This is a genomic window from Streptococcus sp. ELY_137 (genome assembly GCF_058314515.1).
In genome coordinates, this window is record NZ_JBZFUL010000022.1 from 1 (window position 1) to 13,394 (window position 13,394).

Consider the following 13,394-nt stretch of genomic DNA (forward strand, 5'->3'; position numbering starts at 1 on the left):
ATTCAGTTCTCAAAGGTCTTGAACTGTCCCCTCTCGAAAACAGCTCCTTTATTCTATCAAACCCCTACCCCTTTGTCAATACTTTTTGCGACCTTTTTTCGTTTTATTAAGTTTTTTTCAAATTTGAAAGTTCTAAAATGGAGTTGGCTAAAGTACCGTATAGAAAAACACTTCAGAGAGACGGGTGTAATTCACTCGTGATTCTACTCCATGCTTAATGACAAGTTTATAGTTGGTAGAGTTCCTTAAACTGATAGCCTTAAAAACGCCTGCTTACGGGAAAAAATTCTAATCGAAAAATTCTCTCGTAAACAAGCGTTGCATCGCTTTTTCCATTCCTTATGATGAGTGTTCCCGCTGAAGGAAAAACTCCTCCAGCGGTAGACCAGAGCTAGACTAAGATACTTATACTTACTAGTAGTATCCATCATCATAACACTCAACAAAATTGATGATCTTATACAAGTTCAATAATTGCCATTGGTGCAGCATCGCCACGACGAGGTTCCGTCTTCAAGATACGAGTGTAACCACCATTGCGCTCGGCATAGCGCGGTGCAATATCATCAAAAAGCTTTTGAAGAGCAGTTGTTGAAGTATACTCATCACTTTCTTCGTTGTAGTTTTCAGATGCAATCTCGTTACGCACAAAAGCAGCTGCTTGACGGCGAGCATGTAAATCACCACGTTTACCAAAGGTGATCATTTTTTCGACAGTTTTACGAATTTCTTTAGCACGAGCTTCAGTCGTTACGATTGATTCATTGATTAAGAGATCAGTAGTTAAATCACGAAGAATCGCTTTACGTTGAGAGCTAGTGCGTCCTAATTTACGGTAAGCCATCTTATCCTCCTATATTATTATTTATCATTTTTAAGCCCTAGACCAAGCTCAGCTAATTTTACTTTAACTTCCTCAAGACTCTTGCGTCCCAAGTTGCGAACTTTCATCATTTCAGGCTCTGTTTTTTCAGTGAGGTCAAATACAGTATTGATACCTGCACGTTTCAAACAGTTATATGAACGAACCGACAAATCAATCTCCTCGATTGTACGATCCAACACTTGGTCATTTGAAACACTTTCTGCTTCCTTCATGACTTCAGTTGTCTTAGCGATTTCAGTCAAATCAGTAAACAGGTTTAAATGCTCAATCAAGACACGCGCAGAGAGACCTAAGGCATCTTCGGGGATAATTGTCCCATTCGTCATAATTTCAATCGTCAATTTATCAAAGCCATCATTGCTACCAACGCGAGCTGGCTCAACTTGGTAATTAACTTTTTTAACAGGTGTGTAGATTGAATCTACTGCTAAAGTTCCTACTGGGGCACTTCCATTCTTATTGCCTTCTGCAGGAACATACCCACGATTCTTAGCAACAGTCATACTTGCTTTAAAGCTATGTCCCTCAGCAATCGTAAAGAGATAATGGTCAGGATTTACAATTTCGATATCACTATCCGTCAAAATATCACCTGCAGTTATTTCTGCTGGACCTTGGACATCAAGCTCAATCGTTTTTTCCTCATCAACGTAGGATTTTACAGCCAATCCTTTAATATTAAGGATAATTTGCATCACATCTTCACGGACACCCGGAATGGTATCAAACTCGTGAAGTACCCCATCAATTTTAATAGATGTCACCGCTGCACCCGGAAGTGAAGACAAGAGTACACGACGAAGAGAGTTACCTAGAGTTGTTCCGTAGCCACGTTCAAGTGGTTCGATAACAAATTGGCCATAGTCTTTATTTTCATCAATTTTTGTTATTGTTGGTTTTTCAAACTCAATCATTTAAATACTCCCTCAAAACGATGTAGTGTACGGTTAGTAAAATTCGTTACGATTATACACGACGACGTTTTGGAGGACGAGCACCATTATGTGGCACAGGAGTCACATCACGAATTGCAGTGACTTCAAGACCTGCTGCTGCAAGGGCACGAATAGCTGATTCACGACCTGAACCAGGGCCTTTTACAGTAACTTCAACCGTCTTCAAACCATGTTCTTGGGCTGACTTCGCGGCAGCTTCTGCAGCCATTTGAGCAGCAAATGGTGTAGATTTACGAGAACCCTTAAAACCAAGAGCACCTGCTGATGACCATGCCAAAGCGTTACCATGCACATCTGTAATCATAACAATAGTGTTGTTAAAAGTAGCATGAATATGAGCAACACCAGATTCGATGTTTTTCTTCACACGACGTTTACGTGTTGGTTTAGCCAATTTATTTACCTCCTATATTATTTTTTCTTACCTGCAATCGCAACAGCTTTACCTTTACGTGTGCGAGCATTATTTTTCGTGTTTTGTCCGCGGACAGGAAGTCCGCGGCGGTGACGAATTCCTCGGTAAGAACCGATTTCCATCAGACGCTTGATATTCATGTTTACTTCACGGCGAAGATCACCTTCAACTTTGATACTATCAACTTCACGGCGGATAGCATCTTCTTGATCAGTCGTCAAATCTTTAACACGGATATCTTCTGAGACACCAGCTGCTGCCAAGATCTTTTGTGATGTTGTCAAACCGATTCCGTAAATATAAGTTAGCGAAACCACTACACGTTTATCATTTGGAATATCAACTCCAGCAATACGAGCCATTTTTTCTCCTTTCTATCTTATCCTTGACGTTGTTTGTGTTTTGGATTTGATGGACAAATAACCATAACACGACCGTTACGACGAATAACCTTACAGTATTCGCAAATTGGTTTAACCGATGGTCTTACCTTCATATTTTAATCCCTCCAATTATTTCGATTATTTAAAGCGGTATGTGATGCGTCCACGTGTCAAGTCGTAGGGACTCATTTCAACAGTCACACGATCTCCAACCAAAATACGAATATAATTCTTGCGGATTTTACCAGAGACAGTTGCTAAAATCTGATGCCCGTTTTCAAGCTCAACCGTAAACATAGCATTCGGCATAGTTTCAACAACCTTGCCTTCAATTTCAATCACATCTTCTTTTGCCACGCAAAAGTACCCCCTAAATTTCGATTCGATTACCCCTGAAGACACAGGGGTAACAATTATAAGTCAGACTATACTATGATAACACAAGTTCAACGCTTGCGCAAGTAGGATAGCCAAATTATTTCAAGCCTGAAATTGCTTTGCTCACATCTTTAAAGACATCTTCGATATCTTGGTCCCCTTCAATATCATAAACCAGATCTTGACGGCGATAATAAGCAATAATAGGCTGACCTTGAGCAATATTCACTTCTAAGCGACGTTTAACAGCCTCAGGCTTATCATCATCGCGTTGATAGTAGTCTTCTTCATTATAATCAGCAGGTGGGTTAAAGACTTTATGATAAGTTTCCCCTGTCTTGCGGTTGATAATACGCCCGCTCAACCGCTCAACCAATTTGCTGGAGGCGATCTCAATATTTACAACTGCATCCAGTTTTAAATCAAGCTCCTTCAAAATAGCATCCAGCACCTCTGCCTGTTCCAAAGTTCGTGGGTAGCCATCTAGCAAGAAGCCCTTTTCCTTGATATCCTCTTGTGCTAGACGCTCCTTGACAATACCGTTAGTCACTTCATCAGGTACCAAGTCTCCCTTATCCATATAGGATTTTGCCAACAATCCTAACTCTGTTTGGTTGGTGATTGCAGCGCGGAACATATCCCCTGTTGAGATATGGGCCACCCCAAACTGCTCAACAATTTTAGCAGCCTGAGTACCTTTGCCTGCCCCTGGCAGTCCCATGATTAAAAGATTCATAATCGTCTCCTTATTTTGTTTTTAAATAAGCCTACCAGTCTGGCAAGCTTATCAAAAAACAAAATAGAAAGGTTGACAATGTCAACCTGTATTCTATTCTGCATTCATAAATCCAACATATTTTTTCTTAAGAAGATAGCCTTCCAATTGCTTCATTCCTTCAATACCAGTTGAAATTAAGATAAGCAAACTAGTTCCTCCCAAAGCAACAGCCGATGATAAATTAAAGACTTGCTGCGCAATAATTGGGATTAGAGCGATAAAAGCTAAGAAAAGCGAACCAATTGTTGCCAATTTTTTCAACAAGGACGAAAGATACTGTTCCGTCTCGCGGCCAGGCCGAACACTTGGAATATAGGAAGCGTTTTTCTGCAAATTTTCTGCTGTTTTTTCTGGATTAACCTGAACAAAGGTATAAAAGAACGAGAACAAAGCAATTAACACTGCATAAATCGCCATACCTGTTGGCGATTGATAAGAAAACAGTTCCTGCAAGGTGTCTAACCAAGGAATATTTGTGTTGGTACTTTGAAGGAAAGTGATAATTGAGCTTGGAGCAGCCGTAATCGAACTAGCAAAGATAACAGGAATAACTCCTGCAGGATTAACCTTCAATGGCAAGTACGAACTTGTCGGTGCCCCTTGTGCCAATTTAGTATATTGGATTGGAATTTGATATTCAGCTTGTTGTACAAAAGTAGTAAAAAAGATGATAACCAAAACTGCAAAGATGAGCAAGCCAACATAAATCAGAGAATTCGTCATCTGTCCAGATTCAACATTCACAAAGTATTCATTGTAAATGGACTTGATAGCATCTGGAATCTGGGCAATGATCCCTGCAAAGATGATCATAGAGACCCCATTACCAAAACCTTTATCAGTAATCTGGTCACCCAGCCATGTCACAATGACTGTACCAGTTGTTAATATCAAGCCTACCGTAAGATAAGTTTTTAGGCTAGGATTGGCTAAAAGTTGCGAACTAGCCAGAACATTAAAGCCTGCGGTAATGGAAACCGATTGAACAAATCCCAGAACCAGTGAGATATACCGTGTCGCCTGATTAAGTTTACGGCGGCCAACTTCTCCCTGTTTACTCCACTCAACAAAGCGAGGATAGATGTCCATCTGTAAAAGCTGAACAACAATGGAAGCAGTGATATAAGGACTAACCCCCAATGCGAAGATCGAGAAGGACCCCATAGCACTACCACTAATCAAATTGAGCATATTAAGGAAGGGTAAGTCCTTCATATTCTCAAGGCTTGTCGCATTGACTCCTGGAACCGTAATGTGCGCACCAATACGGAAGACCAAGATAATGAAAATTGTAAAGAGGATTTTTCTCCTGACATTTTTCAAGCGCAATGCTTCAAATAATAATTTAAAGAACATAATGAGTACCCCTCATTAGATGACTTCGATTGAACCACCTTTAGCAGTTATAGCTGCTTCAGCAGATTTAGAGAATTTAGCCGCTTTAACGGTCAATTTCTTAGTCAACTCACCATTACCAAGGATTTTAACACCTGATTTTTCAGCACGAACAATACCAGCTTCTTTCAGAGCAGCTGGTGTTACTTCTGCGCCATCCTCAAAAGCATTTAATTGATCAAGGTTTACAATGGCATATTCTTTAGCGTTGACATTAGTAAAACCGCGTTTTGGCAGGCGACGGAACAATGGTGTTTGTCCACCTTCAAATCCTGGGCGAATACTACCGCCGCTGCGAGCCTTTTGACCCTTTTGACCACGGCCTGCGGTTTTACCATTACCTGATGATGTCCCACGTCCTACACGGTTACGAACCTTGCGAGAGCCTTGAGCTGGTTTCAATTCATGAAGTTTCATGTCTAATTTTTTCTCCTTTTTTGTAAAATGCTAGCGCCTTTGAGAAGGGAAAAGGACTCTCCCCAAAAACTCGCCTATACATTATCTCTTAATTTAGTATAAGTCGCAAAGAAAAACCTTGCGACTTATTATAATTTTATTTTACATCTTCTACAGTCACTAAATGAGAGACCGTATTGATCATACCACGAACAGCAGCATTATCTTCTTTGACAACTGAGCTGTTCATTTTGCTAAGTCCAAGAGCCACAACTGTTTTACGTTGTTCTGGTTTACGGCCAATTGGAGACTTAGTCAAAGTAACTTTAATTTGAGCCATAGTAATCTCCTTTCTTAGCCTAGATCAGAAACTGAAATACCGCGAAGAGCAGCTACTTCATCTGCACGCTTCAATTGCTTCAAACCTTCAACAGTTGCACGAACGATGTTGATAGGGGTATTTGACCCAAGTGATTTAGATGTCACATCAGCAATACCAGCCAATTCAACAACGGCACGAACAGCACCTCCTGCAGCAACCCCAGAACCTTCAACAGCTGGTTTCAACAGTACACGTGCCCCACTGAAGTTTGTATAAACTTCATGAGGGATAGTAGTACCAACCATAGGAACATCAATGAGGTTCTTCTTAGCAGCTTCGACTGCTTTTCGAATAGCTTCCGGTACTTCTTTAGACTTACCTGTTCCGAAGCCAACGCGACCATTACGGTCACCTACAACAACAAGTGCTGCAAAACGCAAGTTACGTCCACCTTTTACAGTTTTAGAAACTCGGTTGATGGCAACGACGCGTTCTTCAAATTCATTTGCATTGTCTTTAAACGCCATGTTTTTGTGTCCTCCCTATTAGAATTTCAATCCGTTTTCACGAGCTGAGTCAGCCAAAGCCTTCACACGTCCGTGATAGAGATATCCACCGCGGTCAAACACCACTTCAGAAATACCTTTAGCTACTGCGCGTTCAGCAACAAGTTTACCAACCACAACGGCTTGCTCTGTCTTTGTTCCTTTAGAAACTTCCTTGTCAAGAGTTGAAGCACTTGCGAGCGTTACACCCGCTACGTCATCAATTACTTGAGCGTAGATGCCTGTATTAGAACGAAATACGTTCAAACGTGGGCGATCAGCAGTTCCAGAGAGTTTTCCGCGAACACGACGATGGCGTTTTTGGCGGATTTTATTTTTATCTGGTTTCGAAATCACAATTTTCACCTCTTAAATTTCTATGATGAGTTAGTTTGAGCCAACTCTCGTCAATTTAGAGAATGACAGATAGCAGAAAAAATCTGCATCTGACACCATCTATTATTTACCTGTCTTACCTTCTTTGCGGCGAACATATTCACCAACGTAACGAATACCTTTGCCCTTATAGGGTTCTGGTGAACGAAGACCACGAATGTAAGCTGCTGTTTGACCAACAACTTCTTTGTTGATACCCTGAACCACGATTTGCGTTGGACTTGGTAGTTCAAACGTGACATTCTCTGGAGCTTCAACTTCGTCTTGGTGTGATTTACCAACAGAAAGCACAAGCTTAGAGCCCTGAAGCTGTGCACGGTAACCAACCCCGCGCATTTCCAGTTCTTTCTTAAATCCTTCAGAAACACCGACCACCATATTGTTGAGGTTAGCACGGGTCGTTCCGTGGATTGTTTTCATTTCTTTGGAGTCGTTTGGACGATGAAGAGTTACTTCATTACCATTAACTCTAATTTCGATGTTTTTGTTAAACTCCCGAGTGAGTTCACCTTTAGGTCCTTTTACAGTTACTACATTGTCCTTGTTACTGAGTTCAACTCCAGCAGGCAATACAATAACTTTATTACCAATACGTGACATATTTTCTTTTCTCCTGTTAAATTATCAGGCCGCTTTAAGCGACTAGTTTTCACGGGGTGCTCATGATACAAAGGGCGTCAAAAACCGAAGTGAAAATAGGAAACTTGACGCAGAAACTCAGGTTTCTAGGAAAGTTTATCTTTTTCACACAGGTTTTAGCCCGTGTTCAATGAGCAAGTTTGTTGGCACCTCTTACGAGATTACCAAACGTAAGCTAATACTTCGCCACCAACGTTCTTCTGACGTGCTTCTTTATCTGTCAAAAGACCTTCTGATGTAGAAATAATTGCAATTCCAAGGCCATTAAGAACCTTTGGAAGTTCTTCACGTTTTGTGTAAACACGAAGACCTGGTTTTGAAACACGTCTCAAGTTAGTGATAACACGTTCACCGTTTTGACCATATTTCAAGAAAACACGGACGATCCCTTGTTTGTTGTCTTCAACAAATTCAACATTCTTCACGAAACCTTCGCGTTTAAGGATTTCTGCAATCCCGTTTTTGATCTTTGATGCAGGTACTTCAAGCACTTCATGTTTTGCTTGGTTAGCATTACGAATGCGTGTCAAAAAGTCTGCAATTGGGTCAGTCATAACCATTAAATTATTCTCCTCTTACTAGTAGTTTGAAGCTCTCACTTGCTAGTTAAATTGATACAAAGGGCGGTAAAAACCACCGCAAAAATAGGAAACTCGGCGCAGAAACCTCAGTTTCTAGAAGAGTTTGTCCTTTTCGCACAGGCTTTTCCCCGTGCTCACATCAGCGAACAAGATTTGTATCATGTTAGTTGAACTCGCCCCATGAACCGTGCAAAATAGATAGATCGACTTGTTTGCAAGCAAACTTCCTCGATTTCCTAATTTTGCTTTGTTCATCACGAGCTTAGTATCATGTTATTTGAGTTCGAGTGACTACCTGTACAAAAAAGAGACGCATCTGTTCTAGCTTTAGCTAGATTACAGATGTGGCCACCTTTAGGTGTAAAATTTCCTAGAGTCTTCAGACTCTCCGTCGATTCTCCTATTTTTGTTTTGGTAGCTTAACGCTCTCACATCATGTTTTTACCAAGACGCTTTTGTTACGCCTGGAATTTGACCTTTATATGCCAATTCACGGAAGCAAACACGGCACAGTTTAAACTTGCGGTAAACAGAGTGTGGACGGCCACAACGTTCGCAACGAGTATAAGCTTGCGTAGAGAACTTCGCTTTGCGGTGGTTCTTAGCAATCATAGATTTTTTAGCCAATTTATTTACCTCCTAATTTATTTTGCAAAAGGCATTCCAAGCCCCGCCAACAATTCACGTGACTCTTCGTCAGTGTTAGCAGTTGTTACAATAACAATATCCAGACCACGTACTTTATCAACATCATCAAAATTGATTTCTGGAAAAATCAATTGTTCCTTAATACCAAGTGTGTAATTTCCGCGTCCATCAAAAGATTTTGTTGGAACACCATGGAAGTCACGGACACGTGGAAGAGAAACAGAAACCAATTTATCCAAAAATTCATACATGCGTTGACCGCGTAATGTGACCTTAGCACCGATTGCTACCCCTTCACGAAGGCGGAAGCCGGCGATAGATTTTTTCGCTTTGGTAATCAATGGTTTTTGACCTGAGATAAGTGCTAGCTCAGCAGCAGCTTTTTCCAGATTTTTAGCATTGTTTACAGCATCACCAACACCCATGTTAAGAACGATTTTCTCAACTTTAGGAACGGCCATAACTGATGAGTAGTTAAATTTTTCTGTCAAAGCAGGAACCACTTCATTAGTGTATTTTTCTTTAAGACGGTTAGCCATTTATACTTTTCTCCTTTCCTTCGTGATTAATCAAGCACTTCGCCCGATTTTTTGTTGTAACGAACCTTTTTGCCGTCAACAAACTTATAACCGACACGACCAGCAACACCGTTCTTATCAAGAACCTGAACGTTAGATACATGGATAGGCGCTTCTTTTTCAACGATAGCACCCTGAGGGTTTTCATTGTTTGGCTTTTGATGTTTCTTGATCATAGCAACACCTTCAACCACAACCTTATTCACTTTTGGAAGTGCCTTAAGGACAACAGCTTCAGTACCCTTGTCCTTACCAGCAATAACACGAACTTTATCGCCTTTTTTTACAAACATTGAGTATTTCTCCTATTTCTTTCTTACGCCCTTTGACAGGGCACCCTAGATTGATAATCTAGGGGACTAGTTTGTTTTTATTGTTTTAGCAAGCAACTAAGGCGGAAGTTAGAGAACTTCTGGCGCCAAAGATACAATACGCATGAAGCCACCTTCACGCAATTCACGGGCAACTGGTCCGAAAATACGAGTTCCACGAGGTGTTTTATCATCACGAACCAACACAGCTGCATTGTCGTCAAATTTGATATATGAACCATCTGGACGACGAGCACCTGACTTAGTACGTACAATAACAGCCTTAACAACATCACCCTTTTTAACAGCTCCACCAGGGGCAGCTTGTTTAACGGTGGCCACGATAACGTCACCGATGTTAGCGAATTTACGCCCTGAACCACCGAGAACTTTGATGGTCAAGATTTCACGAGCACCGCTATTATCAGCAACTTTCAAGCGACTTTCTTGTTGAATCATTTCAAATGTCTCCTTTTAGTTTGATTAGATAATAACAGCTTCTTCCACTACTTCTACAAGACGGAAGCGCTTAGTAGCCGATAGTGGGCGAGTTTCCATGATACGGACGATATCGCCAGTTTTAGCAACATTGTTTTCATCATGTGCTTTATATTTCTTAGAATAGTTGATACGTTTACCATAGACTGGGTGGTTACGCTTTGTTTCAACTATAACAGTAATTGTTTTATCCATCTTGTCTGAGACTACGCGTCCAACAAGGGTTCTACGTTGATTACGTTCCATTATTAGATTAACTCCTTTCCCAATCTATTATTTCATTTCAGACTGCACAGTTTTCACACGTGCAATTTGTTTCTTGACTTCGTTCAAGCGAGCAGTTTGATCAAGTTGACCTGCAGCTGCTTGAAAACGAAGATCAAAAAGTTCTTTTTTCAGTTCGCTTTCTTTTTGAGCAAGTTCTTCTTGAGACAAGCCACGAAGCTCAGCGACAAACTCTTTGATTTCTTTAAGTTTCATGTCTTCTCCTTATTCTGCTTCACGCCTTACGAATTTAGTCTTAACTGGCAACTTGTGGCTAGCCAAACGAAGGGCTTCACGAGCGACTTCTTCAGAAACACCAGCGATTTCAAACATCACTTTGCCACGTTTAACTGGTGCTACCCAACCTTCAGGTGCACCTTTACCAGACCCCATACGTACCCCGATAGCTTTAGCAGTATATGATTTGTGCGGGAAGATTTTAATCCAAACCTTACCACCACGTTTCATATAACGTGTCATAGCGATACGGGCTGCTTCGATTTGGCGGTTAGTAATCCAGTGACTAGTTGTAGCTTGAAGGCCAAATTCCCCGAATGCTACCTCTTTGCCACCTTTTGCTTCACCGCGCATTTTACCGCGGAATTCACGGCGGTGTTTAACACGTTTAGGTACTAACATTTGTTATTTGCCTCCTTTAGTGTTCTTACGAGCTGGAAGCACTTCACCACGATAGATCCAAACTTTAACACCAAGTTTTCCATAAGTGGTATCTGCTTCTTCCCAAGCATAGTCAATATCTGCACGAAGCGTATGAAGTGGAACTGTACCTTCTGAGTACCCCTCAGCACGGGCAATATCTGCACCATTTAAACGTCCAGATACTTGTGTTTTAATCCCTTTAGCACCTGCACGCATTGTGCGTTGGATAGCTTGCTTTTGAGCACGGCGGAAAGCAACACGCTGTTCCAATTGGCGAGCAATACTTTCACCAACTAGGTGCGCATCCAAATCAGGTGCCTTAATTTCAACAATGTTGATATGCACTTGTTTACCAGTCAATTTATTCAACTTAGCACGAAGCGCATCAACGTTAGCGCCGCCCTTACCGATAACCATACCTGGTTTAGCCGTGTGAAGAGAAACGATAACTTTATTTACAGCACGCTCGATTTCAATAGTTGAAACCGAAGCATCTGCCAATTCTTTATTAATAAACTTGCGGATTGCCAAATCTTCATGAAGGTAATCTGCGTATTCTTTTTCAGCATACCATTTCGCATCCCAATCACGGATGATTCCGACGCGCATACCAATTGGATGTACTTTTTGACCCACGATTTTACCTCCTTATTTTTCTGCTACAACTACTGTAACGTGAGTTGTGCGTTTGTTGATTGGTGAAGCTGAACCTTTTGCGCGAGGACGGAAACGTTTCATTGTTGGTCCTTCATTAGCGAAAGTCTCAGATACAACCAAGTTTGCCTTTTCCAAACCAAAGTTATTCTCTGCATTAGCAATTGCTGAATTAAGTGTGTTTTCAACAATACAAGCAGCTTTGTTTGGTGTGAATTTTAAGATTGCAATCGCATCAGCAACATTCTTGCCACGGATAAGATCAAGAACAAGACGTGTTTTACGAGGTGAAACACGCACTGTACGAGCCATTGCTTTAGCTGAAGTAATTTCTGCCATTGTGTCCTCCTCCTAATTAACGACGTGTTTTCTTATCGTCTGCAGCGTGACCTTTGTAAGTACGCGTTGGTGCAAACTCACCAAGTTTATGACCTACCATGTCTTCCTGGATGTAAACTGGTACGTGTTTACGTCCATCATAAACAGCGATTGTATAACCAATGAAACTTGGGAAAATCGTAGAACGACGTGACCAAGTTTTAATAACTTTTTTCTTCTCTTCGTTTGCTTGAGCTTCGATTTTTTTCATCAAGTGCTCATCGACGAAAGGTCCCTTTTTAAGACTGCGTCCCATTTATATGTATTCTCCTTTAATAATAAACCACAGCGGCTTGGGAACAGGACAAGGCCCCAATCCAAGCTAATCCATTATCCTGCTCTCCACACAGCCGATCCGCAGTTTTTTAGCTACGCTATAAAAACTCCCAGCAACCACTGCGTGAAACAAACAGTACCAATTAATCACCCTAAATTGCACCTTTTTCCTGATAAACCCTACCGAGCTGGCGGATATGTGATTACAGAATTTATTTTTCGTTGCGACGACGAACAATAAGTTTGTCTGATTTAGCTTTCTTATTACGAGTTTTAAGACCAAGCGCAGGTTTACCCCAAGGAGTAGAAGGCGCTTTACGGCCAACTGGTGCTCTACCTTCACCACCACCGTGTGGGTGATCGTTAGGGTTCATTACAGAACCACGAACGGTTGGGCGAACACCTTTCCAGCGATTACGGCCAGCTTTACCGAGATTGATAAGTGATTGTTGCTCATTACCAACTGTTCCAACCGTAGCGCGGCAAGTACCAAGAATCATGCGAACTTCACCTGATTGCAGGCGGACAAGAACGTATTTACCTTCTTGACCAAGAACCTGCGCAGAAGCTCCAGCTGCACGCACAAGCTCCCCACCTTTACCAGGCTTCAATTCAATATTGTGGATAACTGTACCAACTGGAATATTAGCAAGTGGCAACGCATTACCAACTTTTATATCTGCTTCTGGACCAGAAACGATACGTTGACCCACCTCAAGACCTTTCGGCGCAATGATGTAAGCTTTAACACCGTCAGTGTAGTGGACAAGTGCAATATTTGCAGTGCGGTTTGGATCGTATTCGATTGATTTTACAACCGCTTCAACATTATCTTTATTGCGTTTAAAATCGATAATACGGTAGTGGCGTTTGTGCCCTCCACCATGATGGCGAACAGTGATGCGACCATTGTTATTACGGCCGGCTGTCTTGCTCAAGGGAGCAAGCAAACTTTTCTCAGGAGTGCTTGTAGTGATTTCAGCAAAATCCAAAGAAGTCATATTACGACGGCCATTTGTCGTTGGTTTATAAACTTTAATACCCACGTTTTATCCCT

25 protein-coding genes are annotated in these 13,394 nt (G+C 41.4%); all 25 read right to left on the bottom strand.

Features of this window, described 5'->3' with window-relative positions; translation table 11 throughout:
- Window positions 1-457: 457 nt before the first annotated feature.
- Entirely contained in the window at window positions 458-844 is a 387-nt protein-coding gene (gene rplQ, locus AC4HAO_RS10605) for a 50S ribosomal protein L17 (protein WP_491094030.1), read from the bottom strand.
- Between the two features lie 17 nt (window positions 845-861).
- A complete protein-coding gene (locus AC4HAO_RS10610) occupies window positions 862-1,800 on the bottom strand; it encodes a DNA-directed RNA polymerase subunit alpha (protein ID WP_491094031.1) in 939 nt (312 codons plus the stop codon).
- A 52-nt stretch (window positions 1,801-1,852) separates the two neighbouring features.
- Window positions 1,853-2,236: a 30S ribosomal protein S11 gene (gene rpsK, locus AC4HAO_RS10615; RefSeq protein WP_001118387.1), complete on the bottom strand. Its 384-nt coding sequence runs from the start codon at window positions 2,234-2,236 to the stop codon at window positions 1,853-1,855.
- Window positions 2,237-2,253: 17 nt separating this feature from the next.
- Entirely contained in the window at window positions 2,254-2,619 is a 366-nt protein-coding gene (gene rpsM / locus AC4HAO_RS10620; protein ID WP_447453098.1) for a 30S ribosomal protein S13, read from the bottom strand.
- A 17-nt stretch (window positions 2,620-2,636) separates the two neighbouring features.
- Entirely contained in the window at window positions 2,637-2,753 is a 117-nt protein-coding gene (gene rpmJ / locus AC4HAO_RS10625) for a 50S ribosomal protein L36 (protein WP_002959355.1), read from the bottom strand.
- 25 nt (window positions 2,754-2,778) lie between these two features.
- Window positions 2,779-2,997 (bottom strand): translation initiation factor IF-1, encoded by a 219-nt coding sequence (infA, locus tag AC4HAO_RS10630; protein ID WP_001040189.1) that lies wholly within the window; start codon window positions 2,995-2,997, stop codon window positions 2,779-2,781.
- Window positions 2,998-3,115: 118 nt separating this feature from the next.
- Window positions 3,116-3,754, bottom strand: coding sequence for an adenylate kinase (locus AC4HAO_RS10635; RefSeq protein WP_491094032.1), 639 nt, complete (start codon window positions 3,752-3,754; stop codon window positions 3,116-3,118).
- A 93-nt stretch (window positions 3,755-3,847) separates the two neighbouring features.
- Window positions 3,848-5,152, bottom strand: coding sequence for a preprotein translocase subunit SecY (secY, locus tag AC4HAO_RS10640; RefSeq protein WP_491094033.1), 1,305 nt, complete (start codon window positions 5,150-5,152; stop codon window positions 3,848-3,850).
- Between the two features lie 15 nt (window positions 5,153-5,167).
- A complete protein-coding gene (gene rplO, locus AC4HAO_RS10645) occupies window positions 5,168-5,608 on the bottom strand; it encodes a 50S ribosomal protein L15 (RefSeq protein ID WP_491135339.1) in 441 nt (146 codons plus the stop codon).
- Window positions 5,609-5,744: 136 nt separating this feature from the next.
- On the bottom strand, window positions 5,745-5,927 hold the full coding sequence (gene rpmD / locus AC4HAO_RS10650; RefSeq protein WP_447453102.1) for a 50S ribosomal protein L30: 183 nt from the start codon (window positions 5,925-5,927) through the stop codon (window positions 5,745-5,747).
- A gap of 14 nt (window positions 5,928-5,941) precedes the next feature.
- Window positions 5,942-6,436: a 30S ribosomal protein S5 gene (gene rpsE / locus AC4HAO_RS10655; protein ID WP_447453103.1), complete on the bottom strand. Its 495-nt coding sequence runs from the start codon at window positions 6,434-6,436 to the stop codon at window positions 5,942-5,944.
- Window positions 6,437-6,454: 18 nt separating this feature from the next.
- Window positions 6,455-6,811, bottom strand: a complete 357-nt coding sequence (gene rplR, locus AC4HAO_RS10660) for a 50S ribosomal protein L18 (RefSeq protein ID WP_003001342.1) — start codon at window positions 6,809-6,811, stop codon at window positions 6,455-6,457.
- 102 nt (window positions 6,812-6,913) lie between these two features.
- Window positions 6,914-7,450, bottom strand: a complete 537-nt coding sequence (gene rplF / locus AC4HAO_RS10665; RefSeq protein WP_491094034.1) for a 50S ribosomal protein L6 — start codon at window positions 7,448-7,450, stop codon at window positions 6,914-6,916.
- Between the two features lie 200 nt (window positions 7,451-7,650).
- Window positions 7,651-8,049: a 30S ribosomal protein S8 gene (gene rpsH, locus AC4HAO_RS10670; protein ID WP_447453105.1), complete on the bottom strand. Its 399-nt coding sequence runs from the start codon at window positions 8,047-8,049 to the stop codon at window positions 7,651-7,653.
- Window positions 8,050-8,511: 462 nt separating this feature from the next.
- Window positions 8,512-8,697, bottom strand: coding sequence for a type Z 30S ribosomal protein S14 (locus AC4HAO_RS10675; protein ID WP_002959375.1), 186 nt, complete (start codon window positions 8,695-8,697; stop codon window positions 8,512-8,514).
- Between the two features lie 17 nt (window positions 8,698-8,714).
- Window positions 8,715-9,257, bottom strand: coding sequence for a 50S ribosomal protein L5 (rplE, locus tag AC4HAO_RS10680; protein ID WP_447453106.1), 543 nt, complete (start codon window positions 9,255-9,257; stop codon window positions 8,715-8,717).
- A gap of 26 nt (window positions 9,258-9,283) precedes the next feature.
- Entirely contained in the window at window positions 9,284-9,589 is a 306-nt protein-coding gene (gene rplX, locus AC4HAO_RS10685) for a 50S ribosomal protein L24 (protein WP_491094035.1), read from the bottom strand.
- A gap of 108 nt (window positions 9,590-9,697) precedes the next feature.
- Window positions 9,698-10,066 carry a 50S ribosomal protein L14 gene (rplN, locus tag AC4HAO_RS10690; RefSeq protein ID WP_491094036.1) on the bottom strand — a complete coding sequence of 123 codons (369 nt, stop codon included), beginning with the start codon at window positions 10,064-10,066 and terminating at the stop codon, window positions 9,698-9,700.
- 24 nt (window positions 10,067-10,090) lie between these two features.
- Window positions 10,091-10,351, bottom strand: coding sequence for a 30S ribosomal protein S17 (gene rpsQ / locus AC4HAO_RS10695; RefSeq protein WP_447453109.1), 261 nt, complete (start codon window positions 10,349-10,351; stop codon window positions 10,091-10,093).
- Between the two features lie 27 nt (window positions 10,352-10,378).
- Window positions 10,379-10,585, bottom strand: coding sequence for a 50S ribosomal protein L29 (rpmC, locus tag AC4HAO_RS10700; protein WP_447453110.1), 207 nt, complete (start codon window positions 10,583-10,585; stop codon window positions 10,379-10,381).
- Between the two features lie 9 nt (window positions 10,586-10,594).
- Window positions 10,595-11,008 (bottom strand): 50S ribosomal protein L16, encoded by a 414-nt coding sequence (gene rplP, locus AC4HAO_RS10705; RefSeq protein WP_447453111.1) that lies wholly within the window; start codon window positions 11,006-11,008, stop codon window positions 10,595-10,597.
- Window positions 11,009-11,011: 3 nt separating this feature from the next.
- Window positions 11,012-11,665 (bottom strand): 30S ribosomal protein S3, encoded by a 654-nt coding sequence (gene rpsC / locus AC4HAO_RS10710; RefSeq protein ID WP_447453112.1) that lies wholly within the window; start codon window positions 11,663-11,665, stop codon window positions 11,012-11,014.
- Window positions 11,666-11,677: 12 nt separating this feature from the next.
- The gene (rplV, locus tag AC4HAO_RS10715; protein WP_491135340.1) at window positions 11,678-12,022 is read right to left on the bottom strand and encodes a 50S ribosomal protein L22; all 345 of its coding nucleotides are present in this window, start codon (window positions 12,020-12,022) and stop codon (window positions 11,678-11,680) included.
- A gap of 16 nt (window positions 12,023-12,038) precedes the next feature.
- Window positions 12,039-12,317 carry a 30S ribosomal protein S19 gene (gene rpsS, locus AC4HAO_RS10720; RefSeq protein ID WP_447453114.1) on the bottom strand — a complete coding sequence of 93 codons (279 nt, stop codon included), beginning with the start codon at window positions 12,315-12,317 and terminating at the stop codon, window positions 12,039-12,041.
- A 232-nt stretch (window positions 12,318-12,549) separates the two neighbouring features.
- Window positions 12,550-13,383 carry a 50S ribosomal protein L2 gene (gene rplB, locus AC4HAO_RS10725; RefSeq protein WP_447453115.1) on the bottom strand — a complete coding sequence of 278 codons (834 nt, stop codon included), beginning with the start codon at window positions 13,381-13,383 and terminating at the stop codon, window positions 12,550-12,552.
- Between the last annotated feature and the right edge of the window lie 11 nt (window positions 13,384-13,394).